Raw genomic sequence first — 26,685 nt, 5'->3', positions numbered from 1 at the left:
AACATTGCGTGAAACATCTCCACCCGGCGACTTGCCGCGTATCCTGCTGGACTGGTACGACGTTCATGCCCGCAGCATGCCCTGGCGCACCGGACCGGCGGAGCGCAAGGCCGGTGTCCTGCCCGATCCCTATCGCGTCTGGTTGAGTGAGATCATGCTGCAGCAGACGACGGTCGCGACCGTGCGCGACTACTTTGCACGCTTTGTCGCGCGCTGGCCCACCGTGGCGGACCTGGCCGCCGCCGAGGATGCCGACGTGATGGGCGAATGGGCCGGTCTGGGGTACTACGCGCGGGCACGCAATCTGCTGAAATGCGCGCGGGCGGTGGTGGACCGGCACGGCGGCGCCTTTCCCGCCGATCACGACGCGCTGCTGGCCCTGCCGGGGATTGGGCCCTATACCGCCGCCGCTGTCGCCTCCATCGCGTTCGACCTGCCTTACACGGTGCTTGACGGCAATGTGGAACGGGTCATGGCACGGCTGCACGATATCCATACGCCGCTGCCCGCCGCCAAACCGGCGCTCATGGCGCGCGCAGCAGAGCTGACACCGCGCGACCGGCCCGGCGATTACGCCCAGGCGGTGATGGACCTTGGCGCGACGATCTGCACGCCGAAATCACCCGCCTGCGGCATCTGCCCCTGGCGGACGCCCTGCGCGGCCAGAGCCGAGGGAACGGCCCCCCTGCTGCCAATGAAAACCCCGAAAAAGCCCAAACCCGTGCGGCATGGCACCCTGTACCTGGCGCAGCGGACCGACGGCGCCTGGCTGCTGGAGACGCGGCCGGAAAAGGGGCTGCTGGGTGGAATGCTGGGGTGGCCCGGATCGGACTGGCACGACATCGACACGGATCGCCCCGAGGGCACCCCGCCGGTCGATGCCGAATGGCGGGATCTGAATGGCGAGGTGCGCCATACATTCACCCATTTCCATCTGATCCTGTCCATCAGGACTGCGACGGTCGGCATGGATGCCGCGGCTGAGCGGGGGCGTTTCGTAACGCGGAGCGATTTCCGCCCCTCCGACCTGCCCACGGTGATGCGCAAGGCGTTCGATTTGTCGCAGGCCGCCGCCCTTCAGAGCCTATGATCGTGCAGCAAGCTGCGGTAAGGAATGGCTGACGAGACAAAGAGGTCCGCGCATGACGATGCAAGGCACCATCCTCCCGCCCAAGGAACTGGCCCGTGCGACGCGGGCGCTGCCCTTCTGGCTGTCGCTTGGCTTGATTCCGCTGGCCTGGGTCACGGCATTCTACGGCGGCTGGACCGTGATCCTGCTGCCTCTGATCACCTGGTATCTTTTTACGCTGCTGGACGCGGTCGTGGGGCTGAACCTGGACAACGCGGACCTGTCGGCAACGGAGAGCGATCTGTTCTGGTACCGGCTGGTCACGCTGATCTGGGTTCCGGCGCAGTTCCTGACGCTGTTCGGTCTGGTCTGGTACGTGCCGCAGGCCGAGCACCTGAACGGGTTCGAGCGGTTCATGGTGTTCTTCGGCGTTGGCGTGATCACCGGCACCGTGGGCATCAACTATTCACACGAGTTGATGCATCAGAAAAACCGGCTGGAGAGGTTCCTCGCCGATGCCCTGCTGGCGATGGTGCTTTATTCGCACTTCCGGTCGGAACACCTGCTGGTGCATCACCGCTATGTCGGCACGCCCCGCGACACCGTGACCGCACGGTACAACGAGGGCTTTCACCGTTTCTACCCGCGGGTCCTGCGCGACTCTCTGGTCTCCGCGTTCCACGCTGAAAAGGCGATGCTGGCACGCAAGGATCTGCCCTGGACCGACCTGTCGAACCCGTTCTTCAAATACTGGGGGCTGCAATTGTTCTGCCTGCTGCTGGCGCTGCTGCTGGGGGGATGGTCCGGGCTGCTTTTGTTCCTGGTGCAGGCGGGTGTCGCGATCTGGCAGCTGGAGCTGGTGAACTACATCGAACACTACGGGCTGACCCGCAAGCACCTGGGCGACGGCAAGTACGAGCATGTACAGCCGCGTCATTCCTGGAACGCGGCGCACAAGGCGTCGAACTGGCTGCTGATCAACCTGCAACGGCATTCCGACCACCACTACAAGCCGGACCGCCGCTTTCCGGTGCTGCAGACCTACGGTGCTGATACGGCCCCGCAGCTGCCGTACGGCTATCCGGTGATGACGATGGCCGCGATGGTCCCGCCCGTCTGGCGGCGCATCATGAATCCCCGCGTGCGTAAATGGCGCGCGATGTATTATCCCGAAATCACCGATTGGGCGCCCTATAACAAACACACCACACCCCTGCCCCGCTGAAACCGGGCAGCAGGTGCCGGTTGAACTGATCGTGATCGGTGTCGTGTGACGATTTACAGGATGCCGACGACGCCCTAGCGTTTTCACATGGTAAACCGACTGCGCCTGATCCAGGGTCTTCTGGCCCTGTTCGTTGCCCTGTTTCCAGGACTCCTTTCTCGTGCCGCGGCGCAGACGGTCGAAGTCGACCTTGAGCTGGTGCTGATGGTCGATGTGTCGCGCTCGATGTCACAGGCGGAACTGGAGCTGCAGCGCCGCGGCTATGCCGAGGCACTGGGGTCCTCCGAAGTCTTTGCCGCCGTACAGTCCGGGCTGTTGCAGAACGTGGCGTTGACCTATGTGGAATGGGCGGGTTCGCAGCAGGTGATTGTCGACTGGCGCGTGGTCACGACACGCGACGACCTGCGCGATTTTGCGCGGCAACTGACCGCAAGGCAGGATCCCGCCCTGCGCCGCACCTCGATCTCGGGGGCGCTGGCTTTCGGGGCAGAGCTGATCGAGACGAACCAGTTCGCCGGTCTGCGACGGGTGATCGACATCTCGGGCGACGGGCCGAACAACTTTGGCCCCGGCGTGACCTTTGCGCGGGACGACGTGCTGGCGCGGGGCATCACGATCAACGGGCTGCCCCTGATGACGGACGACGGGGCCTATTCCCAGTTCAACCTGCCCAATCTCGATATCTACTACCAGAGCTGCGTCATCGGGGGGCCCGGCGCTTTTGTCATTCCTGTCGTCCAATGGAGCGATTTCGGCGATGCGGTGAAGCGCAAGCTGGTGTTGGAGATCGCGGGACATAGGCCAGAGGCGCAGGTCATCCCTGCGCAGGCCCGCGATCCGCGCGACTGCAGGGTGGGTGAAAAGATATGGGAAGATTTCTTCGGCAGCCGCAACTTCCTGCCCTGATTAGGCTCTGGACCCCTTAATTCTATATGCTCAGCGGCGATTTCACGAAATTTCAATGGTTTGGGGCGCGCAGCAAATAGTGGTTCTATTTGCAAGCGACCCAAGACGTGGAAGTGAAATCGCCGCCCTTCGGGTTTGACGGATTTTCCCACAGCCTGCGGCGCATCTGTTTGAAATAGAACCACTATTCCTGCGCAGATGCTTCTTTTCTGCGGACAAATCTGTCAAACTAAGCGTATAGAATTAAGGGGTCCTGAGCCTAGGGCGCGAAAAGAAAAAGACCCCGCCACGTGGGCGGGGCCAAGGTGAGTGCCCTTGAAGGCGGACCTTCATGAGGAAGGCCGCGGGCACCGGCGGTGTTCAAAAAGGAAATTCGGTTCAGTTGGCCAGTTCGGCCCTGATTTGCTGGCGCAAAAGGTCGATGGGGATTTTCTTTCCATCGCGGGAAAAGCACCAATATGTCCAGCCATTGCAGCTTGGCGCGCCTTCGAGGGCCGCGCCGACCTGGTGGATCGACCCTTTCACATCGTCACCGATCAGGGTGCCATCGGCGCGCACCTTGGCCTTGTGACGGTTGTTCATGGAATAGAGATTCTCGCCCGGTCGCAGCATGCCCCGTTCGACAAGCTGGCCAAAGGGAATACGGGGTTCGGCGCGCTTTGAGACCGTTGTCTGCAGCGCGTCGCGATCGAAACGGCGAACATTCGCGATGCGCTTGGCGGCGACCTTGCGGTAGGCTTCCTCCCGTTCGATCCCGATGAAGTCGCGGCCCAGCATCTTGGCCACGGCACCCGTAGTCCCGGTGCCGAAGAACGGGTCGAGCACCACGTCGCCCGGATTGGTGGAACCGACCAGGATACGGTGCAGCAGGCTCTCGGGCTTCTGCGTCGGATGCGCCTTGTCGCCTGCGTCGTCCTTGAGCCGCTCGTGGCCGTTGCAGATCGGCAGAACCCAGTCGCTGCGCATCTGGATGCCCTCGTTCAGGGCCTTCAGCGCCTCATAGTTGAAGGTATACTTGGCGTTTTCGCCCTTGCCCGCCCAGATCATTGTCTCATGAGCATTGGTGAACCGCTTGCCACGGAAGTTCGGCATTGGATTGGACTTGCGCCAGATCACATCGTTGAGGATCCAGAACCCCTCGTCCTGCAGGGCGGCACCGACACGGAAGATGTTGTGGTAGCTGCCAATGACCCAAATCGCGCCATTGGGTTTCAGCAGGCGGCGCGCGGCCTTGAGCCAGGCGCGGGTAAACTCGTCATACACCTTGAAGCTGGCAAACTGGTCCCATTCGTCATCGACCGCGTCCACCTTGGAATTGTCCGGGCGCACAAGGTCGCCGCGCAACTGAAGATTGTAGGGCGGGTCGGCAAAGATCAGATCAATGCTGTTGGCCGGCAACGCGTTCATCGCGTCGATACAATCCCCGGCAAGGATTTCGTTCAAGGGAAGTGCCACCGCACCCTTTGTCATCGTCTTCATATGTCTGCCTCTGTCCCCGGTGCGTTTGCACTCATTGGTTGAGAGACAGGATGAGTCAAAGGGGATTCGCGGTCAATTTCTTTTTTGAATCAGTCGCTTAACAAAATATCTTGCTACAACATATTGTGTACTGGTTTGAAGGAACGTCTATGGTGAGGGGTCACACCAAGATTTTGAAGCGCGGCGATGTGGCTTTTTGATCCATATCCCATGTTGGTCTCCCAGCCATATCCGGGATGCTGTTGCGCAAGGGACAACATGACACAATCCCGACATATTTTGGCCATGATTGAGGCCGCCGAGATGCTTTGCGACCGGGCATCGCCCTTGATGATCGTCTCTGCCGGGATCGTCATGTCTCGGGGCAGGATATTGCCGTCTATCAGGGCGTAATCCGCCGGTACTTTCAGCCCCGACAGGGCCCGCGTCATGGCAAGGTGACTGGCGCGCAGAATGTTGAGGCTGTCGATTTCCTCGACACTGGCGTGGGCGATGCTGACATCGGCGACCTGCATGATCTCTTCATACAATCGTTCGCGGGCCTGTTTGGTCAGCTTCTTGGAATCGTTCAGCCCGCCGGGAATGCGGGCGGGGTCCAGCACGACCGCTGCGGCAGTCACGGGGCCCGCGAGGGGGCCGCGGCCCACTTCGTCCACGCCCGCAATGCGGCGGTGGCCACGCAGGCGGGCGGCGGTTTCGAATGAATAGTCGGGTATCATGCCGGTTCCAAAGCCCAAGATGGCCCGCGCCGCAAGGCCCAGACCGCCTGAAACCATGTTCCGTCTGTTCAAAAAAGTGGGGGAGGCGCCCGAACACCTCCCCCACATCCCGCGGATCAGATATCTGTTCCGCAGGATTGACCTGCGGCGTCAGCCGCGGGCCAATCTGTATCCCGCATCCCGCAGACAGCGCGCCTCGTAACCTGTGCGCAGGCCGTTGGGGGTTCCGAATTTGTACTGGCAGTTTCGCGGTAGGGAATTCACATGACGAAAATTGCGTTGAAGACAGTGTTCACCGAACATGCGAACCTTGCCGCGCCGGGTATCGAAGCTCTGGAAGCACTGCTTGGGCAACAGCTTTCTGTTCACATGTTGCGGCAAGGGGCGCGGCTGGGGATTGTAACGCGGCGGGTTGTGGCGCGGCTGGTGAATCTGCGGCGGGCGGTGCCGCGGCGGCGTGGAGTAGGGCGGTGCGTAGACCGGCGCGGGCTGGCGGTGAACCCGCTGCTTTTTCTTTTTGTTGTTGTCGTGGATGATCTTGCCGACGACGGCGACGCCCAGAATGGCGGCCAGCGCGCGGACGGTGTCGCGATCCCCGGCATGGGCGGGGACAGCGCCGATGGCGGTGATCGCGATGGACGCGGCGGCGATGGTTGCGATGAAGCGGCGGTACATGGGTCTGGTCCTTTCCTGTTGGTGCAGACGGGACCCGCCTGCTGATGGGACCAACTTGGGGTCGGGGGCGCCAGACAGGCAATAACAGGGGGGTGTTATCGGATAACGGTCGCCCTAAACCCCTTTGGATATTGAATATCAGCGGACAAAAGCGCACAGATGATGCATGAGAAACGTCATCCTTCCCCTTCTGTCCGCGGTCCTGATCGGTGCCGCCCTGCCCGCCTCGGCGGCAGGCTGTTACGCCGATTACAAGGCCAAACAGGACAACCCGCTGCGCTTGCATTATGGCGTGGCGCAGGTCAACGGACCATGCGACCCTGGCAACGCAAAGACGGAGCTTTCCGCCCGGCTTGCGGCCCAGGGATGGACCCTGCTCAACATCATGTCGGTCTTCGGCGAGGACGGGCTGGCACAGAGGAAAGACAGTGCAGGATCAAATTACCTCCGCTTCTGACATGCGCCGCTTTGGCGGGCGCATCGTGGGCATCGGCATCGCCGCCATTGTCGCCGCGCTGCTGATCGCGGCGGGCCTGCTGTTCTGGTCGCTTCCCGACGCGAATGCGTTCAATGCCGAAGTCACCCGCATCTTCATCGAGAATGACGACCTGACATCGGGGGCCGAGATCAAGCTGCTGGAGATTCTCGCACAGTCCGGCACCGCCTTTTCGGAAACGCTCACCAGCTACCGCATGGTAATATTCGTCCTGCTGGTCTTTGCCAGCGCGATGCTGGTGGCCGCGCTGGTGTTTCTCATCATGCTGGTCGGGTTCAACCGCCGCATGGCGCAGATCGAGCGCGCCGGGATTCAGGTGAATTCGCTCCTGATCAGCCGGGAGGAAAACACCGTCTACCTCAATAACCTCGGGTTCAAACTGACCGATGCCGCGATGGAGACCATGAGCGTCCTGGCGGAGGCGCGGATGGACGACGACGTGCTGTCAGGTTCCGAGCTCGAGGGGGTCATATCGGGTCGCGCAGCGGTCGATTGCGACGAGGCTGCGGGCGCCACCCGGATCAAGCGCCTGCGGGACACGCTGGGCAATCAGATCGTGTCGGAACTGCTGGTCAAGAACATCGCGCGACGCGGCTACATGCTGGCCATCGACAAGGACGTGATCAAGGTGATCTGAGGCGGGTCGTGCGGTCTGGTCAAGGCTTCCGCAGCGGCGTAGGGTCCGGCAGAAACTGCAAGGACCGATCCATGCCCGCACCCGTCAACCCGTTCAAGAAGGCCCTCAGCGCGGGCGAAACCGTTTTTGGCTGCTGGCTTGGCCTTGCCGATACGTTCAGCGCCGAACTGATGGGAGGCGTGGGGTTCGGCTGGTTGCTGATCGACGGTGAGCACGCGCCCAACGACCTGCGGTCCATCCTCGCGCAGCTACAGGTGCTGGCAGCGTCACCCAGCCATGCGATCGTCCGGGTGCCAATCGGCGAAACCTACATGATCAAGCAGGTGCTGGACGCGGGCGCGCAGACCGTTCTGGTGCCGATGGTCGAAAGCGCGGAGCAGGCCCGCAAGCTGGTGCGCGACGTGACCTATCCCCCGCACGGGGACCGTGGGGTGGGCTATGCCCTCACCCGGGCGGCACATTTCTCGCGAACAGCGGACTATGGCACGACCGCCGATGCGCAGACCTGCCTTCTGATCCAGGTGGAGAACCGCAAGGGTCTGGCGGCGCTGGATGACATTCTCGCGGTCGAAGGTGTGGACGGTGTGTTCATCGGCCCTGCCGATCTCGCCGCAGACATGGGCCACATGGGCAACGCGCAACACCCCGACGTGCAGGCCGCCATCATGGATGCGCTGCGCCGTATCCGCGCGGCCGGCAAGGCACCGGGCATCCTGTCCACGCGGGATGAGATGACAAAGGACGCGCTGGAGGCAGGGGCACAGTTCGTGGCCGTCGGCGCGGACGTGCTGCTGTTGAACAACGCGGCGCTGGCACTGGCGCAAAAGTGGAAAAGCCACGGCAGATGAATACCGGTCTTGTCCTGCTGGCGCTGGCCTATGTGCTCAGCCAGTTCTTTCGTGCCTTCCTCGCGGTGCTCGCGAAAATTCTCGAACAGGACATCGGGACCACACCCGATGACCTCGCCTTTGCTTCGGGGCTATGGTTCATCGCCTTCGCGGTGGCCCAGATTCCCATCGGCGCGGCGCTTGATGGCCTCGGGCCCCGCCGGACCGCAGGCTGGCTGATGCTGCTGGGCTGCGGCGGTGGGTCTGCCGTTTTCGCGATGGCAACGGGACCGCTGCATATCGCCATCGCAATGGCCCTGATCGGCATCGGCTGCGCGCCGGTTCTCATGGCCTCATACTACATCTTCGCCCGTGAACACCCGCCCGCACAATTCGCCGTGCTCGCCTCTGTCATGGTGGGGGTCGGCAGCCTGGGCAATCTCGTGGCCTCCTATCCGATGGCACTGTCGGCTGAACTGCTTGGCTGGCGGACCTCGCTATGGGGGCTGGGCGCGCTGTCGGCGCTGGTGGCATTGTCCATGCTGGTCTGGGTCCGGGACCCGGCCAAGGTCGAGGGCGAGGCCAAGGGGTCGCTGGCGCAGCTCTTCAGGTTGAAGGCGCTGTGGTTCATCTTTCCCCTGATGGGGGTGAACTATGCCCTGCCGGGGGCGATCCGTGGGCTTTGGATCGGTCCCTACCTGACGGATGTCTTCGGCGCAGGAACGGGGGCAGTTGGCCTTGCCACCCTCCTGATGGGCATCGCGATGATCTCGGGGGTGCTGGCCTATGGCTTTGCCGACCGGTTCTTCCCGTCGCGCAAGTGGATGCTTGCCGGTGGGGCCACGATAACCAGCATGGCGACCTTCACCATGATCGCGCTGCCTGCGCAGTCGCTGGTGCTGTCGGTCGCCCTGATCTGCGTCATAGGGTTCTTCGGCGGAGGCTACGCGGTCATCATGGCGCATGGCCGCAGCTTTCTGCCACCGCAGCTGATCGGTCGAGGGGTGACAATGCTCAACCTCTTCAGCATCGGCGGCGTCGGCGTCCTGCAATTCGCCTCTGGCCGGGTGTACCACGGCTATGCCGGTACGGGCGACACGGTGCTGCCCTATGTCATGGTGTTCGTGTTGCTGGGCTGCTGCCTGATCTCGGGTTTGTTTCTGTATCTTTTCAGCCGGGACCAGTCAGACTGAGCGGCCTTTCATCCTGGCCGCGGCAAGGGTGTAGCCGCCTGCGGCACCGTCGATGAAATGCACGTGATCGTCGGTCGTGATCGACGGCACGATGCAGGTCATCATCGCCTGATCCTGTTCGGCTGTACCATACTGGATCAGCCCGTCGGCCCTGGCCTTGCTCAGGACGCTTTCGATCTGCTCCCGTGTCGCGGGATCGCAATCCAAGGTCATCTTCAGCCCGTCATCGCGTTTGCGGAAATCCGCGTTCTCCCCCACGACGCGGGCATAGCGGCGGGCATCGAAACCACCCAGCTTGATCCCCGTGCGGATCAGCAGCCAAGCCACGAAGGATTCGAACAATACCTTGCGCCGCGCCGCGCCCAATGAACCGGTTCCACGGGTCGCGTGCGCCTCTAGCGCGGCGCCCTCCGGCGGCCAGTCCGAGCCCGGACCGCTGGCCGGTGCGGGGTGGCCGCCACGATCAAGGCTTTCGGTCAGGCTGACGACGCGGTCGTAGACCTGGGCAACCGCATCGGGATCGGCGTCCGGTTCGGGCACCACGAGGATCGACAGGATGGTGCCGTTGCGCGCGGTCATATTCGACCAGCGGCACGACAGGCCGGTCAGATCGGGCAAGGCCCCTCTGGCAGCGGGTTCGACGGCGTAGTCGCCCGCCTTCATGCGCGTTTCTGCCCAGTTCAGGCCGCCGCCGTCGAACATCGCGTAATCGACGCCCTGCGACACCTCGAACCTTGCCACCCGAACATCGCTGCCGGCATCGCGGACATCCGCGACGGGCACCAGCGCCACCCGCATCTCGATGGCGAATTCCTCCTGTGCCCAGCGCGCGCACCGCGCCAATGCCTCCCGCGCCGCTGCTTCGTCCTGTGGCGGGACGGCAAATCCGGCACCGTCCCCACCAAATACGAAGGGAAACGCCGCCCCTTCAAGCGCGTTCATCACCGCCGAGATCACGGCAGCGCCGACCATGTTCACGGTCTTGTACCGACCCTCGGCGATCAACCCGGTCGAATTGACAATATCGGCTGTCCCGAGCCACCAGTCCTGCGGCAGCGGCGTAAACCTGTCGCCCTCGGTCAGCTTATCGAAAACGCTGACACGCGGAAGCTGATCATAAAAGGTACCCCGGTCGGTCATATGCGTTTTCCTGCGGCTTTGTCCGACACTAGCACGCGCGATATCACACAGACCAGCCAAGACACGCGGGGGCCTTTCCCCCACGCGGCAAGCAGTGTATGTGCCGCCCACTGCCCCTTTTTTATATCGGAGAATTCAGATGGGTTATCGCGTCGCCGTCGTGGGCGCCACTGGCAATGTGGGCCGCGAAATGCTGAACATCCTGGCCGAGCGCCAGTTCCCTGTGGATGAGGTCGTGGCCCTGGCCAGCCGCAGATCCATGGGCACGGAGGTCAGCTTTGGGGACAAGACGCTCAAATGCAAAGATCTCGACACGTTCGACTTCACAGGCTGGGATATGGCTCTGTTCGCCGTTGGGTCGGAAGCGACGAAGAAATACGCGCCGGGCGCCGCCAAGGCCGGTTGCGTCGTGATCGACAACTCGTCGCTCTACCGCTACGATTCGGATGTGCCGCTGATCGTGCCCGAAGTGAACCCCGAGGCGGTTCACGACTATGCCAAGCGCAACATCATTGCCAACCCGAACTGTTCGACCGCGCAGATGGTCGTCGCGCTGAAGCCATTGCATGACCGGGCCAAGATCAAGCGCGTGGTGGTCAGCACTTACCAGTCCGTATCCGGCGCCGGCAAGGAAGGCATCGACGAGCTGTGGGACCAGACCAAGTCCATCTATAACCCGGTTGATGACAAACCGGCCAAGAAATTCACCAAGCAGATTGCTTTCAACGTGATTCCGCACATCGACGTCTTCATGGAGGACGGGTCGACCAAGGAAGAATGGAAAATGGTCGCCGAGACCAAGAAAATCGTGGATGCGGCGATCAAGATCACGGCGACCTGCGTGCGCGTGCCGGTCTTTGTCGGCCATGCCGAGGCGATCAACATCGAGTTCGAGGATGCCCTGGACGAAGACGAGGCCCGCGACATCCTGCGCGAGGCGCCCGGTATCATGGTCATCGACAAGCGCGAGGACGGCGGCTACGTCACGCCGATCGAATGCGTTGGTGATTTCGCCACCTTCATCAGCCGCATCCGCCAGGACAGCACGATCGACAACGGTCTGAACTTGTGGTGCGTCAGTGACAACCTGCGCAAGGGTGCCGCCCTGAACGCGGTCCAGATCGCCGAACTGCTGGGCCGTGAGGTTCTCAAGAAGGGCTGAGCGGCCTTCCGCTGCGCTCAGGATCGGGGCCTTCGGGCCCCTTTTCTTTTGCGGTGCCGACTTGCACACTGTGATCAGTATTCAATCACAGGAAGTGCCCCCATGCGTCTTGTCGCCGTCTGCCTGCTGTGCCTGCCCGCTGCGGCACAGGCCGAAACCTTTACCCTGTCCAGCGCCCCTACTTCCGCCATCGTCTATGGCTATGGGGCGCAGGTGTCGCGCGAGGTTGTATTCAAGGTTCCGGCGGGCCAGCACGATGTCGTTCTGCCCGACCTGCCTGCGTGGCTGCGCGGCGACATGCTGCGCGTCAGTCTGGATGGCGCGCGCCTCGGTGCGACGCAGTTCCGGTCTTCCGCCGTGCCGCCTCAGCCCGAGAACGAGAGTGCCGAAGTCGCCGCCGCGAAGGATCGGATCGAGGCGGCGGAGCGCGCGCTGACCGCGCTGGACGACCGGATCGCGGAGGCGCGTCTGGCCGCAGCCGCGGCAGAGGCGAAGGTCCGTTTCCTCGCGGCGCTTGGCACCAACGAGGGGCTTCCCGGCGACGTTGCAACCCTGGCCGACATCGCCCGTCTGGTCGAAACCGAAACCCTCGCCGCCGAGCAGGCCGCGCTGGCTGCGCGGCAGCGCGCCCGCGACATCGAAGAGGGCCGCAAGGAACTGGTGCGTGAACTTGAAGACGCCAAGGCTGCGCTGGCCGCTCTGACACCCGCGGCAAAGGAGGTTTCACAGCTGACACTGTCTGTCACCGCCGAGGAAGAGACAGAACTGACCCTGTCACTCAGCTATCCCGTCGACGCGGGATGGCGTCCTGTCTACGATCTTTACCTTAGGGGCGAGGACCCCGCGACGCTGGAGATCGTGCGGGGGGCGATGATCGCACAGTACAGCGGCGAGAACTGGGAGGATGTCGCTGTCACCCTGTCAACGCTGGAACCTGCGTCGCAGATCAGCCCGACCACGGTCCGGCCACAGCTGCGGCGGATCGAGGAACCCCAGCCGCCGCGACCGATGGCGTCGATGCGCAAGGATGCCGAGGGGCTGGCCGCCGCCGAACCGGTCATGGAAGCGCCGGTGATGGCCGACAATGCCGTTGCAACCTCCTTTGACGGACCGGGGGTCACATATTCCGTTGCGCAGCCGCTCGACCTGGCCAGCGGTGTGGATGCATCCCGCGTGAACCTGGACCGGCTCAGTTTCGAGGCGCGGCAGTTTGCCCACGCATCGCCCGCGTTCGATCAGACGGCCTACCTGATGGCGGAATTCACCAACGCCACGCAGGAGCCGCTGCTGGCGGCGAACGAAGCGGCGCTCTACATCGACAATACGCTGGTGGGGCGCAGCCCCTTCCCGCAAGTTCCCGCCGGAGCGGAGGGGGACGTGCCTTTTGGCCCGATCGAAGATCTGCAGCTTTCCTACACGATCCTGGATCAGTCCGAAGGCGACCGCGGGATCATCAACCGTACCAACGCCCAGCGCCAGCAGATCCGCATGGATATTGAAAACCTCGGCACCCGCGACTGGACGGTCGAGGTGCAGACCGCCGTCCCCTATACCGTGCAGGACGATCTGGATATCCAATGGACCGCAACGCCCCCGCCGGATGAGCGGAACGTCGAAGACCTGCGCGGCGTGCTGCAGTGGAACGTGGATGTGGCGGCAGGCGAGACCGAGGAAATCGAGATTCAGCAGGAACTCAACTGGCCTGATGGCATGGTCCTGCGCTGACACGCGCCCCGGAAGATGAGATAGCCCGCCAGCCCGGTCAAACGGGCTGGAACTGTCCGGTTTCGGCGCTGTAGCACTCCAGCCCGCCCTCGGCGATATCGGTCCATAGGCCGTGCATGGTCAGCTGACCATTCTGCACCAGTTCCGCCACGAAGGGAAATGTCATCAGATTGTCGAGCGAAGTCATGACCGCAAGCTTTTCAAGCTGGCGTTCCTGGTCGACACCTTCGGGCAGTTTGGCCACGTCATCGTAACGGGGGCGCAGGATGTCCATCCAGCGGCCGACGAAACTGTCCTTGGCCTCCAGGTCCGGTGCCTTGCCCTGGCACATGTCGATGCACCCTTTCACGCCACCGCAGTTGGAATGGCCGAGGACGATCAGATGCGCGACCTTCAGCACACGCACCGCGTATTCCACCGCCGCCGAGGTGCCGTGGTGATCGCCATCCGGCTCGTACGGGGGAACCAGGTTCGCAATATTGCGGTGGATGAAGAATTCACCCTGATCGGCACCGAAGATCGAGGTCACATGTACGCGGCTGTCGCAGCACGAGATCACCATCGCGCGCGGGCGCTGTCCTTCGGTCGCCAGGCGGCGATACCAGGACGCATTGTCCGCGTAGCTTGTCGCCTTCCAGCCATGATATCTCTGTACCAGGTAGCCCGGTAGTGGTTTTGCCCTGTGCATCGCGCAGATCCTTCTGACGTCGGTCCGGGACAGATACCCCAGAACAATAACGAATTCGAGTGAAAACATAGGGCGCATCAACCCTATTCAAACACTTGTGGATCATGGTCCGTTTCAGCCGTGGGGGCGATCAAGGGGTTATGGGATGTTGGTTTTTCAAATCAAACCGATGGAGCAGGTCTGCATTGACCCGACGCGGCTGGAAGCACTGTATGCGCAACTTGATTCGGCGAATGCCGAGGACATCCTGTGCCGCGCCCTGGAAGATGTCGCCCTGCGGCTGCGACATTGCGCCACCCTGTTCGAGCAAGGCAACCTGGAGGACTTGCGCAAGAACACACGAACCCTGATTGCGGTGGGCGACCAGATCGGCATGTCGGCGATGAACCGGGTGGCAACTGACGTAGTCATCTGCATCGACAGCCGCGACGACGTTGCCCTGGCCGCCACCCTGTCGCGTTTGCTGCGCGTCGGAGAACGGTCGTTGTGCGCGGTCTGGAACGCCGGGGATAACTCCCTCTGATGGCTTGCGGGTGGCGCTGGAAAGGATAGGCTGAGCGGCGATCCACTTCGATACCGAAAGCCCTCAATGCCCTGCACATTCGTTCCAAGAACAGACGACACCATTCCTTTGCATATCCTGTCCGAAGACGGTCTGGCCGACTGGAGCGCCGACCAGCCCGAGGCGATCCGAAACTGGATCGGGGCGAATGCCTTTACCGGCGCGCTGGGCCAGTCGCTGGTGATCGCCGATGCCGATGGAAAGCCCCAAATGGCGCTCGCCGGCTACGGCACCCCGACAGCGCGGAAGCGGGGGCGGTTCCATGTGGCGACGGCGGCCGCTCAGCTGCCAACCGGGAGTTACGAAATCGCGAGCGGTCTGGACGCGAACGCGACCGAGATCGAGGCGATCGGCTGGCTGCTGGCTGGCTATGCCTTTGACCGCTACCGCGACCAGTCACCGCTGCGCGCGCGCCTTGTGGCGCCGGATCAATTGGATGTTCAACGGATCGAGGCCATTGTCGCGGGCGAGGTGCTGACGCGCAATCTGATCAACACACCGGCCTCGGACATGGGACCGCCGGACCTGGCCGATTCAGCCCATGCATTGGCGAAACAGTTCGACGCCCGGATTGACGTCATCGTGGGCGACGACCTGCTGACACAGAACTTTCCGATGATCCACGCCGTCGGCCGCGCCGCGGACCGCGCCCCCCGCCTCGTTGACATGCGCTGGGGCAGCTCGGGGCCAAAGCTGACCCTGGTGGGCAAGGGCGTATGTTTCGACACCGGCGGGCTGAACCTGAAACCCGGCGCATCTATGGGCCTTATGAAAAAGGACATGGGCGGCGCTGCCGCCGTTCTGGGGCTGGCGCATATGATCATGGCCACGGGGATGAACGTGCAACTGCGCGTGCTGATCCCGGCGGTGGAGAATTCCGTTTCCGGAAATGCGTTTCGTCCGCAGGACATCCTGACCTCGCGCAAGGGCCTGACGGTCGAGATCAACAACACCGATGCCGAAGGCCGACTGGTGTTGGCGGATGCGCTGGCCTACGCGGACGAGGACGCGCCGGACCAGATCATCTCGATGGCGACGCTGACCGGCGCGGCGCGGGTCGCGGTCGGCCCGGACCTTGCCCCCTACTTCAGTGACGATCCCGCCTTCGTCTCGGCGCTGGAGGCTGCGGCAACCGCCACCGCCGATCCGGTCTGGCGGATGCCGTTTCACGATCCCTATGAGTCGATGATCGAACCGGGCATCGCCGACCTGGACAACGCGCCCAAGGGTGGGTTCGCAGGCTGTATTACCGCCGCCCTGTTCCTGCGCCGTTTCGTCACCGAAAGCCCCTACGCACATTTCGACATCTACGGCTGGCAGCCCAATGCCGCCCCCGCCCGGCCCAAGGGCGGTGTCGGTCAGGCCACCCGCGCGCTGCACGCCGCCGTCCTGCCACTGCTGAAACGATGAGCGATCCGCGGCTGACGCCGATCCCGGCGCTGACGACCCGGTCCGAACCCGCCCGCATCACGGTGCCGGTGGCCGACCTTTGCCGCAGCCCGGGCGGCCCACGGGACCGGCAGCTCCTGTTCGGCGACAGCCTGACACAGCTTGGCCCGGACACGGGGGGCTACACCTATGTTCAGGCTGAAAAGGACGGCTATTGCGGTCACATCCGCACCGACGCGCTGGGCAAAGCGCAGGTTGGGACCCATTGGGTCATCGCTCCCGCCACGCACATCTATTCGGATGCGACCTTCAAGTCGCCCGAGATTTGCAGCCTCTCCTTCGGGAGCCGTGTCACCGTCACCGGCACGACCGAAAACTATGCCGTGACGCCCGAAGGTTTCATCCCCCTGAAACACCTGCGTGAGAAGACCCAGCATTTCGACGATCCGGCGGCGGTTGCGGCGCTTTTCCTCGGCACCCCTTATCTCTGGGGCGGGAACAGCCGATGGGGCATCGACTGTTCCGGGCTGGTACAGGCGGCGCTGCTGGCGTGCGGCGTCCCCTGCCCCGGAGACAGCGACCAGCAATTGATCCTGGGCGACGTCGCCAAGCCCCCTTACCGGCGCAACGATCTTCTGTTCTGGAAAGGTCACGTGGCTTTGGTCAGCGATCCGGAAACGCTGATTCATGCCAACGCCCACACCATGCTGACAGTGCATGAGCCGATTTCGGAAGCGATCCTGAGGATAGGGAAACAGGGCGACGGGCCTGTCACGGCACACCGGCGGCTTGTTCCGGACGCCGGTTGAGACGCGGCCCAACAGGCCTATTCGACGGCGCGGATCAACTTGCGCTCAAGAACCCGCAGAACGGCCTTCAGCTCGTGCCCGCGCCGCAAGATCTGGCCGTTCGCGCCGATGACCGCGTACATGCCCTGCTTGTTGCGCAGCTTGGGCCGTTTTTCGATCCGATACAGCGGAAACTCGGCCGTGCGGCGAAAGACGGAAAACACCGCCACTTCACGCAGGCAGGAGATACCGTAATCCCGCCACTCGCCTGCGGCGACCATTCGCCCGTAGAGCGACAGGATCTGCGAGAGTTCGGTGCGGTGGAACGCCACCTGTTCAACAGGGCGTTCAAAGGGGGTGACACTTGGTGGGATTTGCACTGTCATGAAATTACAGTTGCGCCCTTGGCCGACCAAATCAAGTGCCCCATCTCAGGATAATCGTTGAAAGCGTTACAAAATTATGCAAAAGGTTCGATTGATGAAACATAATGAGCCGGACAAATGACACCGCAGGAACGCGCGGAGAAATCGACAGAGATCATGTTTGCCGCCGATCGGGCGTCTGCCGGTCTGGGCATGCGGATCGAGGCTGTCGCACCGGGGCAGGCCACCCTGTCCATGAAGGTCCGGCCCGACATGCTGAACGGGCACCGGATTTGTCATGGCGGGTACATCTTTACCCTTGCCGACAGCGCCTTCGCCTTTGCCTGCAACAGCTACAATCAACTGGTTGTCGCCCAGCAGAACCAGATCACCTTTCTCAGCCCCGGTCGGGCTGACGAGGTTTTGACCGCCCGTGCCGTGGAGACGTCCAAATCCGGGCGGTCGGGCATCTACGATGTCACTGTTACCGGCGAGGACGGGCGCACCGTTGCGCTGTTTCGCGGCCTGTCGCGCAGCGTCAAAGGCCAGCATTTTCCCGAGGAGGAGACCCGCGGATGAAAGACCTGACGCCAGAGAGATCTACGCTCGATCCGATCGAGGTGGCCAGCCGGGACGAGATCGAGGCACTGCAACTGGATCGGTTGAAATGGTCGCTGCGCCACGCATACGACAATGTGCCCTTTTACAAGGCCAGCTTCGATGCCGCAGGCGTGCATCCCGATGATCTGGGATCGCTGGCCGACCTGGCGAAGTTTCCCTTCACGGTAAAGACCGACCTGCGCGACAATTATCCATTCGGCATGTTCGCCGTCCCTCGGGAACAGGTGGCCCGCATCCACGCCTCCTCGGGCACCACGGGGCAGCCGACGGTGGTGGGTTATACCCAGACCGACCTGAACAACTGGGCCAGCGTTGTGGCGCGGTCCCTGCGCGCCGCGGGGATGCGTCCGGGCGATATGCTGCACAACGCCTATGGCTACGGTCTGTTCACCGGGGGGCTGGGCATTCACCTTGGGTCGGATGCGCTGGGGCTGACGACCTATCCGATCTCGGGCGGGATGACACCGCGACAGGTACGTCTGATCGAGGATTTCAAGCCAAAGGGGATCACTGTCACACCGTCTTACGCCCTGTCGATTCTCGATGAATTTGCGGCACAGGGCATCGACCCCCGCGCCAGTTCGCTCGAAGTCGGCATCTTTGGCGCCGAACCCTGGACCAACGCCATGCGGCTGGAAATCGAACAGGCGTTCGACATGCATGCGGTCGATATCTATGGCCTGTCCGAGGTGATGGGGCCCGGCGTGTCGATGGAATGCGTCGAATCCAAGGATGGCCTGCACATCTGGGAGGACCATTTCTACCCCGAAATCGTAAACCCCGAAACAGGCCAGCCGGTGGCCGACGGAGAACAGGGCGAACTTGTCTTTACCTCACTGACAAAGGAAGCCTTTCCGATCATCCGCTACCGCACGCGCGACCTGACCCGCCTCCTGCCCGGAACGGCACGCACGATGCGGCGGATGGAAAAGGTGACGGGCCGATCGGACGACATGATCATCCTGCGCGGCGTGAACGTGTTTCCCACCCAGATCGAAGAGGCGCTGATGGCGACCAGCGGACTTGCCCCGCATTTTCAGATCGAACTGTCACGCCCCGATCGCATGGACCAGATGCGCATCCTGTGCGAATGCGCCGACGGGTCCGTGTCGGACGATCAGCGCGCGGCGGCGGCCAGGACGCTGTCGGCGCAGATCAAGCAGACCGTCGGAATCAGCGTCACCGTGGAGGTCGCAGATGTGGGCGGCGTCCCCCGATCCGAAGGCAAGGCGGTGCGCATCGTGGACAAGCGGCCCAAGGCCTAGACCCCGCCAGGCCCATTCAGGTCAGCCGCACTTGATGTCGATGATCGTGTCGGTTTCGTCCAGAACGATGTTCACGCGCTGGGCGTTGAAATCCATCGTGACGGGGTCGCCCAGGCGGTACTGCCGTTTCGGGTCAGGGATCGACAAGGCCACGACGGCATCCTGCCCGATCATACCGGCATAAGATGCGGCGTTGCAGGTGTCTGGCCCATCCGTGCTGCCGCCGGTGGAACTTCCGCCGTCTGGTTGCGGCCCGCAAGCCGTGAGCGCGGCGGCGGCGATCAGTGCTATTCCTGTTTTCATATACCACTCCGTTGTTTGCGGTCCGGCGGCCATCCGGCCGGATCGGACCCTGGGTACAAGCTGGCGCCATCGTTCCTGTCATCGCGAGGACGCACCAGCCAAAAGTTGCGCGACCGGCATCAGACAGCGTATCGGGCCAGAAAGGTTTCGACAGCGCCGTTCACAACCCGGTCGATCTCGGCCTCGGATACCGATTTTATCACGCCAAAGACAAGACGCGGCCAGATGTCCGCCTTGCACAGCTCGCCAAACTGATCGGCAGCCAGGGCGAAATCCTCTATCTTAAGCTCGCCCCGTGCCGTCGCGCTCTTGAAATAGCCGACCATCTCCGCCCGGATCACGGCGGGACCCGTGTTATAGAACTTCTGACCCAGTTCGGGAAACCGGTCGGATTCAGCGACACAGATGCGGAAAACCTGCTGGCCGAAGGTCGACGTGAGAAACCCCAGCAGATGCCGCCCCGCCTGCCCAAGCACCTCGGGCGGCGGAGCCTGCATATCAATGCTCTTGATCGCCACTTCGCTCTGGCGGACGCACTCTGCGCTCGCGACCTCCATGAACAGCAGGCGCTTGTCGGGGAAGTAGCTGTAAAGCGTTGCCTTTGACACCGCCGCGACACGTGCGATCTCGTCCACGCTGGCCCCCTCAAAGCCGTCTGCCATGAACACGGTGCGCGCGCCCTCCAGAACCTGGTCGTATTTTCGACCCTTGCGGACCTTGGGGGGAATGGCGGTCATGTCTGCTCCGACTGCTGAGGTGTCACAATATAAACCGTATCGTACAGTTCCAAGTCGTATTTCCGATGATTGCGATGCTTGCGCCGGGGTCTATTGCTGGATACCCCTTGCACTATGCTGGCGATCTTCCTGAAAACCCTCCCCTTCTTTGCCCTGATCGGGGTGGGTTTCTGGGCCGGGCGCAGCAAGTTCTTCAGCGCCGAGGCGACGGCTTATCTGACGAAGTTCGTGTTCTACTTCGCCCTGTCGGCCATGCTGTTCCGATTTTCGGCAAACCTGTCACTGGCCGAGGTCTGGGACACCCGGCTGGTGGTCGCCTATCTGTGGGGGACGAGCTTTGTCTATGGGGTCGCCACGCTGGTCGGTTTCCTGCGGGGGCTGGATGTGCCGACGACGGCAATAGAGGCGCAGTGCGCGGCGATCGGGAACACCGGTTTTCTGGGCATCCCCATGCTGACCCTCCTGCTGGGGGCCGAGGCGATTGGCCCGATGTTGCTGGCGCTGACCATCGACCTGGTGGTATTTTCCAGTTTGATCGTGATCCTGATCACCGGCGCACGCGGCGGACTGAAACCGCTGGAAACGCTTAAACCCATCGGGCTGGGGCTGCTGCGAAATCCGATGATCGTTGCCATTGTCATGGGCTTTGTCTGGTCGGGCCTGGGCATTCCGATCCCCGCACCGATGAACGATTTCCTCGCCATTCTGGGTGGTGCCGCCACGCCGGGGGCTCTGTTTGCCATTGGCGCCTCGCTGGCGCTGACCCGGCCTGACAAGCTTCATATCGCGGGTTGGCTCAGTTTTTGCAAACTGGTGCTTCACCCGCTGTTCGTCGGCTTCGCCGCGCTGTTCCTGTTCGGCGTGGACCCGTTCAAGGCCGGTGTGCTGATCGCCGTTTCCGCGCTGCCGGTGGCCGGAAACGTTTTCATGCTGGCGCAGCACTACAACGTCGCCGCCATCCGGGCCTCCACCGCGATCCTGATTTCCACCGCGCTCAGCATCCTGACGGTCAGCCTGGTGGTGGGGTGGGTCGGCCAGCTCTGAACCTCTGACGTTCCCCAAAGGAACCGACATTTCGAAAGGACAACACATGAAAACGATCTCGGAAAACGCCTGCTTCGGCGGCACACAGGGCGTCTATACGCATGCCTCTTCCGCCTGCGACTGCGACATGACCTTTGGCCTGTTCCTGCCCGCAGAGGCACGCGATGGCCCGGTGCCCGTGCTGTGGTATCTCTCCGGCCTGACCTGCACGCACGAGAATGCCATGACCAAGGCGGGCGCGCAGGGCTGGGCCGCCGAACAGGGCATCGCGCTGGTCTTTCCCGACACCTCGCCGCGGGGCGATGACGTGGCCGACGACGAGGCCTACGACCTGGGCAAGGGTGCGGGCTTTTACGTGAACGCGACGCAGGACCCCTGGAAGCCGCACTTCCGCATGTGGGACTACATCGCCGAGGAATTGCCGGCCCTGATCGGCGAACATTTCGCCGTCGATCTGGACCGGCAGGCGATTACCGGGCATTCCATGGGCGGGCACGGCGCCCTGACGCTGGCGATGAACCTGCCGGGGCGTTTCCGTTCCGTCTCTGCCTTTGCGCCTATCGCCAACCCAAGTGCCAGCGATTGGGGCAAGAAACAGCTGGGCGCCTATCTGGGCGACGATCAGGCCGCCTGGGCGCGCCACGATGCGACCCTTCTGATGGCGGAACAGGGGTTCGACGGGCCCGTGCTGATCGACCAGGGCGCATCGGACCAGTTCCTCGACCTGCTCAAGCCCGAAGCACTGGCCGCCGCCATCGCCGAGAAGCGTCAGCAGGCGACCTTCCGGATGCAGCCTGGCTACGATCACAGCTATTTCTTTGTTTCGACCTTCATGGAGGACCACGTGACCTTCCATGCAGAGGCACTCTGGTCGGCATGACGGCGCTCTACATCGACGCCGATGCCTGCCCGGTCAAGGCAGAGGCCGAACGCGTGGCAACGCGCCACGGCGTTCGGATGTTCGTGGTCTCCAACGGGGGCCTGCGCCCTTCGCAGAACCCGCTGGTCGAGACGGTGATCGTCCCCGACGGCCCCGACGTGGCCGATATGTGGATCGCCGAACGGGCGGGCGCGGGCGACGTCGTCGTCACGGGCGACATCCCGCTGGCGGCAAAATGCGTCGCGGCAGGGGCCAGTGTGCTCAAACACAATGGCGAGGCGATGACCGCCGCCAACATCGGCAATACTCTGGCCACACGCGACCTGATGGCGGACCTGCGCGCCGCCGATCCGTTTCGTCAGGGCGGCGGCAAGAGCTTTACAAAGGCTGACCGCTCCCGTTTTCTGGATGCGCTGGAGCGCACCCTGCGGGCGGCGGCAAAACAGCAGACTTAATTGTAGGCCGCGCCCACCGGTGGAAGGTGGCTCGGGTCGGAAAGTGAAAACTGATGAAACCGCAAGCTGTCGTTTTCGACATCGGGAACGTGCTGATCCACTGGGACCCCCTGCCGGTCTACGACCGCCTGATCGGCCCGGCGCGTCGGCAGGTGCTGTTTGACGCCGTCGACCTGTTCGACATGAACCGCCGGGTGGATCTGGGCGAACCCTTTGCCGCACTGGTCCGTGCCACGGCAGATGCGCATCCCGACTGGCGGGATGAGATCATGCTCTGGCAGAAGCACTGGATGGAGATGGCCAGCCCCGCGATCGACCATTCGGTCCGGCTGATGCAGGCATTGCAGACCAAGGGCATCCCGGTTTTCTCTCTGACCAATTTCGGGATCGAAACCTACGAACTGGCCGCCGGGCATTACCCCTTCATGCGGGCCTTCGACCGCGATTTCATCTCGGGACATCTGAAGATGATAAAGCCGGACCCGGCGATATTCGCCCATGTGGAAGACACCAGCGGCATCGACCCTGCCGCGCTGCTCTTTACCGACGACAGCGCCGCAAACATCGCGGCGGCGGCAAAGCGGGGCTGGCAGACGCATCTCTTCGATGGCCCCGAGGGCTGGGCAGACAGGCTGGTAAAGGAAGAGTTGCTGACCAAGGAGGAAGCACATTGACCAACGCGCCGAACATCCCTTTCGACGCCGGAGAGGCGCTGCTGGACTGGATCGGTCTGACCGATGCCCTCGCGGCGGGCCACGACCTGCCCAAGGCCGAGATCGGCGATACGTTTCTCTACCGGGGCAAGGACACCCTGCTGAACCGGGCCGCCTGGATCGACGGGCTGGGCATCGCGGTGAAGTCGGCCACGGTGTTCCCCGGCAACCCCGCCCAGGGCCGCGCGATGGTAAACGGCGGGCTGTGCCTTTACGCGGACGACACCGGCCAGCTGGCCGCGATCATCGATTTTCACCTCGTTACGAAATGGAAGACGGCGGGCGACAGTCTGCTGGCCGCCCGCAGGCTGGCCCGCCCCGACAGCCGCAAGATTTTGATCGTAGGGGCCGGAACGCAAGGTCGGGCGCTGCACGACGCCTATTCAGCGGCCTTTCCCGACGCGACCTTCACCGTCTGGAACCGGACGGAGAAGAACGCGCAGGAGATGGCGGGCGAACGGCCAGGGCTGGCGGTGGCGACGGATATTGAAGCGGCGGTGCGCGCTGCCGACATCGTCACCAGCGCCACCATGTCGACCGAACCGCTGATCAAGGGCGACTGGTTGCAACCCGGCCAGCATATCGACCTGATCGGCGCCTACCGCCCGGACATGCGCGAAGCGGACGATGCCGCCCTGCAACGCGCGCGGGTTTTCGTTGACAGCCTGGACACCACCGTCGGTCACATCGGGGAAATCGACATCCCCCTGAATTCCGGTGCCATCACGCGAGAGGCGCTTGTGTCCGATTATTACGACCTCGCCCGCTTTGCCCGTGAACGCGACGACGAGATCACCCTGTTCAAGAATGGCGGGGGGGCGCATCTGGACCTGATGACCAGCCGCTATATCCTTGACCAGTGGAACGCCAGGGGCTGATCCGGCTGCCGCCGACTCCGGTGGTGGCCTCGGCCCTACGCCGTCACCAGCCCCTCCAGCCGTTTCTCGCGGATCGGCAGGTGCACGATCGCGCTGAAGGCGCCGACGGCGACACCGATCCACCAGACTGCCTCGTAATTGCCATAGGCGTCGTACATGCGTCCGCCCAGCCAGACGCCCATGAAACTTCCCAGCTGGTGGCTGAAGAACACGATGCCGTAAAGCGTGCCCATATAGCGCAGCCCGTAGATATGCGCGACAAGTCCCGAGGTCAGCGGCACTGTCGCGAGCCAGAGCGCCCCCATACCGACCGAAAACAGGATCACCGTCGCCGGAGTGATCGGAAACATGATGAACAGTGCCGCGATCACCGTGCGGCCAACGTAGATGCCCGCCAGCAGATATTTCTTTGAATACCGTTTGCCCGCCCAGCCCGCGGCCAGGGTCCCCGCGATATTCGCGAGCCCGATCAGCGAAATCGCCACGGCACCCAATGCCGATGTGGTTGTGATCCCGATATTATGAAGCACCCCACCCGCCAGGATCGGGCCGCACATCTCGGTCACGAAAGCCGGGAAATGCGCGGTGATGAAGGCCAGTTGATACCCGCAAGAAAAGAACCCCAGGAAGATCAGCGTATAAGACGGGTCCCGAAACGCCTTGACCAGAATCTGGCCTAGGCTTTCTTCCAGTTCCGCCCTGCTGGCCATCGCGGGCGCGCACATCGCGGGCAACAGCAGGATCAATGAAAGGATGACGGCGGCAAAGACCACGAAAGTGGCTTGCCAGGTCAGGAATGTCAGCAACCATTCCGCCGCGGGCGCGCCAAAGACCTGCCCCGCCGACCCCGCCGCCGTCACGATGGCCAGCGACATGGACCGGTTGTCATCCGACGCGGCGCGGCCCACGACCGCCAGGATCACACCGAACCCGGTGCCCGCGATGCCAAAGCCGACCAGCCAGGCGTAGGCCTGATGTTCAAGCGGGGTTGTGGAGTTCGCCGAGAGCAGAAGCCCTGCGGCATAGACGACCGCGCCGATGATGATCGCACGACGATCCCCGATCTTTTCCGCGACAGCGCCAAAGATCGGCTGTCCGATGCCCCAGGCGAGGTTTTGAATTGCAATGGCCAGCGAGAATTCCGCGCGCAGCCACGAGAACTCCTCCGCAATCGGAATCTGGAAAACGCCGAACGACGCCCTGACCGCAAAACTGGCCATGATGATGACGCACCCGACGATGAGAACGGGCGTGAAGATGGGGGTTCGTTCCTGCATGAGTGGTCCGCCGTCAAAGTTGCGGACAAATTATCCGAATGACGGCATGCGTCAAATGATCAAATGTGTCGATACACTCTCGGTTATTGATATATCGACCTGCCGCAAGCCTGCTTTCCATCGCTCTGATTGCCCTGTAAGAAATCTGACATGGCCACGCTCGAAGAGACCTACAATGATCTGATCGCCAAGGGAAAGCTGACCGCTGACCCCGCGCAAGAGGCGGTCCTGCCTGAATTCGACCGCATTCGAAAGGCCCTGTTGCAACCCGCCAAGAAAGGCCTGTTCCGCAAGGCGCCGGAGCCACCGAAGGGGCTGTACCTTTGGGGCGGCGTGGGCCGGGGCAAGTCCATGCTGATGGACATGTTCGTGGCACATCTGGACGGCATCCCGGCGCGACGGGTGCATTTCCATTCGTTCATGCAGGAAATCCACAACGCGATGCACGAGGCCCGCAAAACCGGCGTGGACGACGCCATTGCGCCTGTCGCGGCGGACGTCGTGGCCTCCGTGCGGCTTCTGGCCTTTGACGAGATGCAGATCACCGACATCACCGATGCGATGATCGTGGGTCGGCTGTTCGAGGCGCTGTTCGCGGCGGGCGTCGTGGTTGTCACCACCTCCAACCGGGTGCCGGATGACCTGTACAAGAACGGTCTCAACCGTGAGATCTTTGTTCCGTTCATCGACTTGATCAAAGAGCGAATGGTCATCCACGAACTGGCCAGCCCGCGGGATTACCGGCAGGATCGGCTGGCCGGAAACCAAGTGTATTTCACGCCCGTGAACGCGGAAAGCCGCGCCGCAATGAACGCTGTCTGGGATGACCTTGCGGGCGGACCCGGCGAGCCGCTGGTGCTGAAGGTCAAAAGCCGTGAGGTAGAGATACCGGCCTACCGCAATGGCATGGCGCGGGCGGGGTTTCACGCGCTGTGCGGCAAGCCGCTGGGCGCCGCGGACTATCTCGCGCTGGCCGACGCCGTTCGCGTCCTGTTGCTCGACGATATTCCGACCCTGGGCCGCAGCAATTTTAACGAGGCAAAGCGGTTCGTGACACTGATCGACGCGCTTTATGAGGCACGGGTCAAGCTGATCTGCTCGGCTGCCGCGCCGCCTGAAATGCTCTACGTCGAAGGCGAAGGCACGTTCGAGTTCGAGCGTACCGCGTCGCGCCTGCGCGAGATGCAGGCCGAGGATTGGGGACGCTAGACGCTTGCGCTGACCTCAGCTGTCGTCGGACAGGTAAAGCTCACCCTCTGCGCCGGAAACGTCAGGATGGTAGGGCGCGGTGTCCTGGTACAGGAACCACAGGCCACCGGCGATGATCATCACGCCCACGATGATAAAAATCGCCTGCGACAAGGTTTTGTCGTTTTTTGCCGTTGTGGGCACGGAATTGGAATGATGTGCCAAGGTGCTGCTCCGAAGCGGTCTTTCTGAATGACGTGACTGCACACGATATGTCTC

The 26,685-nt window shown here is 62.8% G+C and carries 30 protein-coding genes; 20 read left to right on the top strand and 10 right to left on the bottom strand.

The genetic code is table 11. From position 1 onward, the window contains the following. The first annotated feature begins 4 nt into the window (after positions 1-4). The 3 genes from mutY to FIU94_RS06460 all read left to right on the top strand — a co-directional run bounded on the left by mutY (position 5) and on the right by FIU94_RS06460 (position 3,200). Complete coding sequence (gene mutY / locus FIU94_RS06470) at positions 5-1,090, top strand: A/G-specific adenine glycosylase (protein ID WP_152465001.1); 1,086 nt, start codon at positions 5-7, stop codon at positions 1,088-1,090. 58 nt (positions 1,091-1,148) lie between these two features. After that, positions 1,149-2,294 carry an alkane 1-monooxygenase gene (locus tag FIU94_RS06465; RefSeq protein WP_152466969.1) on the top strand — a complete coding sequence of 382 codons (1,146 nt, stop codon included), beginning with the start codon at positions 1,149-1,151 and terminating at the stop codon, positions 2,292-2,294. A gap of 87 nt (positions 2,295-2,381) precedes the next feature. After that, complete coding sequence (locus FIU94_RS06460; protein WP_152465000.1) at positions 2,382-3,200, top strand: DUF1194 domain-containing protein; 819 nt, start codon at positions 2,382-2,384, stop codon at positions 3,198-3,200. A 378-nt stretch (positions 3,201-3,578) separates the two neighbouring features. Here the strand turns inward: FIU94_RS06460 and FIU94_RS06455 are convergent, their stop codons facing one another. From FIU94_RS06455 to FIU94_RS06445, 3 genes are all read right to left on the bottom strand, one after another. After that, positions 3,579-4,679 carry a site-specific DNA-methyltransferase gene (locus FIU94_RS06455; protein ID WP_152464999.1) on the bottom strand — a complete coding sequence of 367 codons (1,101 nt, stop codon included), beginning with the start codon at positions 4,677-4,679 and terminating at the stop codon, positions 3,579-3,581. A 113-nt stretch (positions 4,680-4,792) separates the two neighbouring features. Then, complete coding sequence (locus FIU94_RS06450) at positions 4,793-5,398, bottom strand: ribonuclease HII (protein ID WP_152466968.1); 606 nt, start codon at positions 5,396-5,398, stop codon at positions 4,793-4,795. Positions 5,399-5,548: 150 nt separating this feature from the next. After that, entirely contained in the window at positions 5,549-6,073 is a 525-nt protein-coding gene (locus FIU94_RS06445; protein ID WP_152464998.1) for a hypothetical protein, read from the bottom strand. A gap of 166 nt (positions 6,074-6,239) precedes the next feature. Here FIU94_RS06445 and FIU94_RS06440 point away from each other — a divergent pair, with 166 nt between their 5' ends. The 4 genes from FIU94_RS06440 (at position 6,240) to FIU94_RS06425 (ending at position 9,226) form a co-directional block, all read left to right on the top strand. Next, entirely contained in the window at positions 6,240-6,530 is a 291-nt protein-coding gene (locus FIU94_RS06440) for a hypothetical protein (RefSeq protein WP_152464997.1), read from the top strand. Between the two features lies 1 nt (position 6,531). Then, the gene (locus FIU94_RS06435; RefSeq protein WP_152466967.1) at positions 6,532-7,206 is read left to right on the top strand and encodes a hypothetical protein; all 675 of its coding nucleotides are present in this window, start codon (positions 6,532-6,534) and stop codon (positions 7,204-7,206) included. A 71-nt stretch (positions 7,207-7,277) separates the two neighbouring features. Beyond that, complete coding sequence (locus FIU94_RS06430; protein WP_152464996.1) at positions 7,278-8,054, top strand: HpcH/HpaI aldolase/citrate lyase family protein; 777 nt, start codon at positions 7,278-7,280, stop codon at positions 8,052-8,054. Beyond that, positions 8,051-9,226 (top strand): MFS transporter, encoded by a 1,176-nt coding sequence (locus FIU94_RS06425; protein ID WP_152464995.1) that lies wholly within the window; start codon positions 8,051-8,053, stop codon positions 9,224-9,226. Before FIU94_RS06430 ends, FIU94_RS06425 begins: the two co-directional genes overlap by 4 nt. On the opposite strand, the gene FIU94_RS06420 is transcribed toward FIU94_RS06425, so the two are convergent. After that, on the bottom strand, positions 9,218-10,366 hold the full coding sequence (locus FIU94_RS06420) for a DUF3095 domain-containing protein (RefSeq protein ID WP_152464994.1): 1,149 nt from the start codon (positions 10,364-10,366) through the stop codon (positions 9,218-9,220). The two genes, FIU94_RS06425 and FIU94_RS06420, sit on opposite strands and share 9 nt — an antisense overlap. A gap of 139 nt (positions 10,367-10,505) precedes the next feature. Here FIU94_RS06420 and FIU94_RS06415 point away from each other — a divergent pair, with 139 nt between their 5' ends. Beyond that, the gene (locus tag FIU94_RS06415; RefSeq protein WP_152464993.1) at positions 10,506-11,528 is read left to right on the top strand and encodes an aspartate-semialdehyde dehydrogenase; all 1,023 of its coding nucleotides are present in this window, start codon (positions 10,506-10,508) and stop codon (positions 11,526-11,528) included. Between the two features lie 102 nt (positions 11,529-11,630). After that, positions 11,631-13,253 (top strand): DUF4139 domain-containing protein, encoded by a 1,623-nt coding sequence (locus tag FIU94_RS06410; RefSeq protein ID WP_152464992.1) that lies wholly within the window; start codon positions 11,631-11,633, stop codon positions 13,251-13,253. A 37-nt stretch (positions 13,254-13,290) separates the two neighbouring features. Here FIU94_RS06410 and FIU94_RS06405 read toward each other — a convergent pair whose 3' ends face one another. Then, positions 13,291-13,941, bottom strand: coding sequence for a carbonic anhydrase (locus FIU94_RS06405; protein WP_152464991.1), 651 nt, complete (start codon positions 13,939-13,941; stop codon positions 13,291-13,293). 145 nt (positions 13,942-14,086) lie between these two features. On the opposite strand from FIU94_RS06405, the gene FIU94_RS06400 reads away from it, so the two are divergent. From FIU94_RS06400 to FIU94_RS06390, 3 genes are all read left to right on the top strand, one after another. Next, positions 14,087-14,464, top strand: a complete 378-nt coding sequence (locus tag FIU94_RS06400; RefSeq protein WP_254702628.1) for a hypothetical protein — start codon at positions 14,087-14,089, stop codon at positions 14,462-14,464. A gap of 66 nt (positions 14,465-14,530) precedes the next feature. Next, positions 14,531-15,913, top strand: coding sequence for a M17 family metallopeptidase (locus FIU94_RS06395; protein WP_152464990.1), 1,383 nt, complete (start codon positions 14,531-14,533; stop codon positions 15,911-15,913). Then, on the top strand, positions 15,910-16,701 hold the full coding sequence (locus FIU94_RS06390) for an NlpC/P60 family protein (RefSeq protein WP_152464989.1): 792 nt from the start codon (positions 15,910-15,912) through the stop codon (positions 16,699-16,701). Before FIU94_RS06395 ends, FIU94_RS06390 begins: the two co-directional genes overlap by 4 nt. A gap of 17 nt (positions 16,702-16,718) precedes the next feature. On the opposite strand, the gene FIU94_RS06385 is transcribed toward FIU94_RS06390, so the two are convergent. Beyond that, the gene (locus FIU94_RS06385) at positions 16,719-17,066 is read right to left on the bottom strand and encodes a DUF2794 domain-containing protein (protein ID WP_152464988.1); all 348 of its coding nucleotides are present in this window, start codon (positions 17,064-17,066) and stop codon (positions 16,719-16,721) included. A 117-nt stretch (positions 17,067-17,183) separates the two neighbouring features. Between FIU94_RS06385 and paaI the strand changes: the two genes are divergently transcribed. Next, complete coding sequence (gene paaI, locus FIU94_RS06380; RefSeq protein ID WP_152464987.1) at positions 17,184-17,624, top strand: hydroxyphenylacetyl-CoA thioesterase PaaI; 441 nt, start codon at positions 17,184-17,186, stop codon at positions 17,622-17,624. Continuing rightward, positions 17,621-18,931: a phenylacetate--CoA ligase PaaK gene (paaK, locus tag FIU94_RS06375; RefSeq protein ID WP_152464986.1), complete on the top strand. Its 1,311-nt coding sequence runs from the start codon at positions 17,621-17,623 to the stop codon at positions 18,929-18,931. Before paaI ends, paaK begins: the two co-directional genes overlap by 4 nt. A gap of 21 nt (positions 18,932-18,952) precedes the next feature. On the opposite strand, the gene FIU94_RS06370 is transcribed toward paaK, so the two are convergent. Continuing rightward, positions 18,953-19,234 (bottom strand): I78 family peptidase inhibitor, encoded by a 282-nt coding sequence (locus FIU94_RS06370; protein ID WP_152464985.1) that lies wholly within the window; start codon positions 19,232-19,234, stop codon positions 18,953-18,955. Positions 19,235-19,353: 119 nt separating this feature from the next. Then, a complete protein-coding gene (locus FIU94_RS06365; protein WP_152464984.1) occupies positions 19,354-19,971 on the bottom strand; it encodes a TetR/AcrR family transcriptional regulator in 618 nt (205 codons plus the stop codon). Positions 19,972-20,085: 114 nt separating this feature from the next. On the opposite strand from FIU94_RS06365, the gene FIU94_RS06360 reads away from it, so the two are divergent. From FIU94_RS06360 to FIU94_RS06340, 5 genes are read left to right on the top strand one after another with little or no spacing between them, the layout of a single operon-like run. After that, positions 20,086-21,015 (top strand): AEC family transporter, encoded by a 930-nt coding sequence (locus tag FIU94_RS06360; RefSeq protein WP_152464983.1) that lies wholly within the window; start codon positions 20,086-20,088, stop codon positions 21,013-21,015. Between the two features lie 46 nt (positions 21,016-21,061). Then, positions 21,062-21,895 carry an S-formylglutathione hydrolase gene (fghA, locus tag FIU94_RS06355; RefSeq protein ID WP_152464982.1) on the top strand — a complete coding sequence of 278 codons (834 nt, stop codon included), beginning with the start codon at positions 21,062-21,064 and terminating at the stop codon, positions 21,893-21,895. Next, complete coding sequence (locus tag FIU94_RS06350) at positions 21,892-22,350, top strand: YaiI/YqxD family protein (RefSeq protein ID WP_152464981.1); 459 nt, start codon at positions 21,892-21,894, stop codon at positions 22,348-22,350. Before fghA ends, FIU94_RS06350 begins: the two co-directional genes overlap by 4 nt. A gap of 53 nt (positions 22,351-22,403) precedes the next feature. Beyond that, positions 22,404-23,024, top strand: a complete 621-nt coding sequence (locus tag FIU94_RS06345; protein WP_152464980.1) for an HAD-IA family hydrolase — start codon at positions 22,404-22,406, stop codon at positions 23,022-23,024. Then, the gene (locus FIU94_RS06340; protein ID WP_152464979.1) at positions 23,021-23,941 is read left to right on the top strand and encodes an ornithine cyclodeaminase family protein; all 921 of its coding nucleotides are present in this window, start codon (positions 23,021-23,023) and stop codon (positions 23,939-23,941) included. Before FIU94_RS06345 ends, FIU94_RS06340 begins: the two co-directional genes overlap by 4 nt. Positions 23,942-23,976: 35 nt before the next feature. Here the strand turns inward: FIU94_RS06340 and FIU94_RS06335 are convergent, their stop codons facing one another. Beyond that, positions 23,977-25,218, bottom strand: a complete 1,242-nt coding sequence (locus FIU94_RS06335) for an MFS transporter (protein WP_152464978.1) — start codon at positions 25,216-25,218, stop codon at positions 23,977-23,979. A gap of 150 nt (positions 25,219-25,368) precedes the next feature. On the opposite strand from FIU94_RS06335, the gene zapE reads away from it, so the two are divergent. Continuing rightward, positions 25,369-26,427 carry a cell division protein ZapE gene (gene zapE / locus FIU94_RS06330; RefSeq protein WP_152464977.1) on the top strand — a complete coding sequence of 353 codons (1,059 nt, stop codon included), beginning with the start codon at positions 25,369-25,371 and terminating at the stop codon, positions 26,425-26,427. A gap of 15 nt (positions 26,428-26,442) precedes the next feature. Here the strand turns inward: zapE and FIU94_RS06325 are convergent, their stop codons facing one another. Beyond that, a complete protein-coding gene (locus FIU94_RS06325) occupies positions 26,443-26,631 on the bottom strand; it encodes a hypothetical protein (RefSeq protein ID WP_152464976.1) in 189 nt (62 codons plus the stop codon). Positions 26,632-26,685 lie beyond the last annotated feature (54 nt).

It is taken from the genome of Sulfitobacter sp. THAF37 (assembly GCF_009363555.1).
Classification (GTDB): Bacteria; Pseudomonadota; Alphaproteobacteria; order Rhodobacterales; family Rhodobacteraceae; genus Sulfitobacter.
Note: the sequence above shows the minus strand (reverse complement) of the source record. Positions and strands in the feature narration are given on the sequence as shown.

Coding starts and splice junctions, on each gene's coding strand:
- FIU94_RS06465 (WP_152466969.1), top strand. CDS start 1,149: ATGCAAGGCACCATCCTCCCGCCCAAGGAACTGGCCCGTGCGACGCGG.
- FIU94_RS06460 (WP_152465000.1), top strand. CDS start 2,382: ATGGTAAACCGACTGCGCCTGATCCAGGGTCTTCTGGCCCTGTTCGTT.
- FIU94_RS06455 (WP_152464999.1), bottom strand. CDS start 4,679: ATGAAGACGATGACAAAGGGTGCGGTGGCACTTCCCTTGAACGAAATC.
- FIU94_RS06450 (WP_152466968.1), bottom strand. CDS start 5,398: ATGATACCCGACTATTCATTCGAAACCGCCGCCCGCCTGCGTGGCCAC.
- FIU94_RS06445 (WP_152464998.1), bottom strand. CDS start 6,073: ATGTACCGCCGCTTCATCGCAACCATCGCCGCCGCGTCCATCGCGATC.
- FIU94_RS06440 (WP_152464997.1), top strand. CDS start 6,240: ATGAGAAACGTCATCCTTCCCCTTCTGTCCGCGGTCCTGATCGGTGCC.
- FIU94_RS06435 (WP_152466967.1), top strand. CDS start 6,532: ATGCGCCGCTTTGGCGGGCGCATCGTGGGCATCGGCATCGCCGCCATT.
- FIU94_RS06430 (WP_152464996.1), top strand. CDS start 7,278: ATGCCCGCACCCGTCAACCCGTTCAAGAAGGCCCTCAGCGCGGGCGAA.
- FIU94_RS06425 (WP_152464995.1), top strand. CDS start 8,051: ATGAATACCGGTCTTGTCCTGCTGGCGCTGGCCTATGTGCTCAGCCAG.
- FIU94_RS06420 (WP_152464994.1), bottom strand. CDS start 10,366: ATGACCGACCGGGGTACCTTTTATGATCAGCTTCCGCGTGTCAGCGTT.
- FIU94_RS06415 (WP_152464993.1), top strand. CDS start 10,506: ATGGGTTATCGCGTCGCCGTCGTGGGCGCCACTGGCAATGTGGGCCGC.
- FIU94_RS06410 (WP_152464992.1), top strand. CDS start 11,631: ATGCGTCTTGTCGCCGTCTGCCTGCTGTGCCTGCCCGCTGCGGCACAG.
- FIU94_RS06405 (WP_152464991.1), bottom strand. CDS start 13,941: ATGCACAGGGCAAAACCACTACCGGGCTACCTGGTACAGAGATATCAT.
- FIU94_RS06400 (WP_254702628.1), top strand. CDS start 14,087: ATGTTGGTTTTTCAAATCAAACCGATGGAGCAGGTCTGCATTGACCCG.
- FIU94_RS06395 (WP_152464990.1), top strand. CDS start 14,531: ATGCCCTGCACATTCGTTCCAAGAACAGACGACACCATTCCTTTGCAT.
- FIU94_RS06390 (WP_152464989.1), top strand. CDS start 15,910: ATGAGCGATCCGCGGCTGACGCCGATCCCGGCGCTGACGACCCGGTCC.
- FIU94_RS06385 (WP_152464988.1), bottom strand. CDS start 17,066: ATGACAGTGCAAATCCCACCAAGTGTCACCCCCTTTGAACGCCCTGTT.
- paaI (WP_152464987.1), top strand. CDS start 17,184: ATGACACCGCAGGAACGCGCGGAGAAATCGACAGAGATCATGTTTGCC.
- paaK (WP_152464986.1), top strand. CDS start 17,621: ATGAAAGACCTGACGCCAGAGAGATCTACGCTCGATCCGATCGAGGTG.
- FIU94_RS06370 (WP_152464985.1), bottom strand. CDS start 19,234: ATGAAAACAGGAATAGCACTGATCGCCGCCGCCGCGCTCACGGCTTGC.
- FIU94_RS06365 (WP_152464984.1), bottom strand. CDS start 19,971: ATGACCGCCATTCCCCCCAAGGTCCGCAAGGGTCGAAAATACGACCAG.
- FIU94_RS06360 (WP_152464983.1), top strand. CDS start 20,086: ATGCTGGCGATCTTCCTGAAAACCCTCCCCTTCTTTGCCCTGATCGGG.
- fghA (WP_152464982.1), top strand. CDS start 21,062: ATGAAAACGATCTCGGAAAACGCCTGCTTCGGCGGCACACAGGGCGTC.
- FIU94_RS06350 (WP_152464981.1), top strand. CDS start 21,892: ATGACGGCGCTCTACATCGACGCCGATGCCTGCCCGGTCAAGGCAGAG.
- FIU94_RS06345 (WP_152464980.1), top strand. CDS start 22,404: ATGAAACCGCAAGCTGTCGTTTTCGACATCGGGAACGTGCTGATCCAC.
- FIU94_RS06335 (WP_152464978.1), bottom strand. CDS start 25,218: ATGCAGGAACGAACCCCCATCTTCACGCCCGTTCTCATCGTCGGGTGC.
- zapE (WP_152464977.1), top strand. CDS start 25,369: ATGGCCACGCTCGAAGAGACCTACAATGATCTGATCGCCAAGGGAAAG.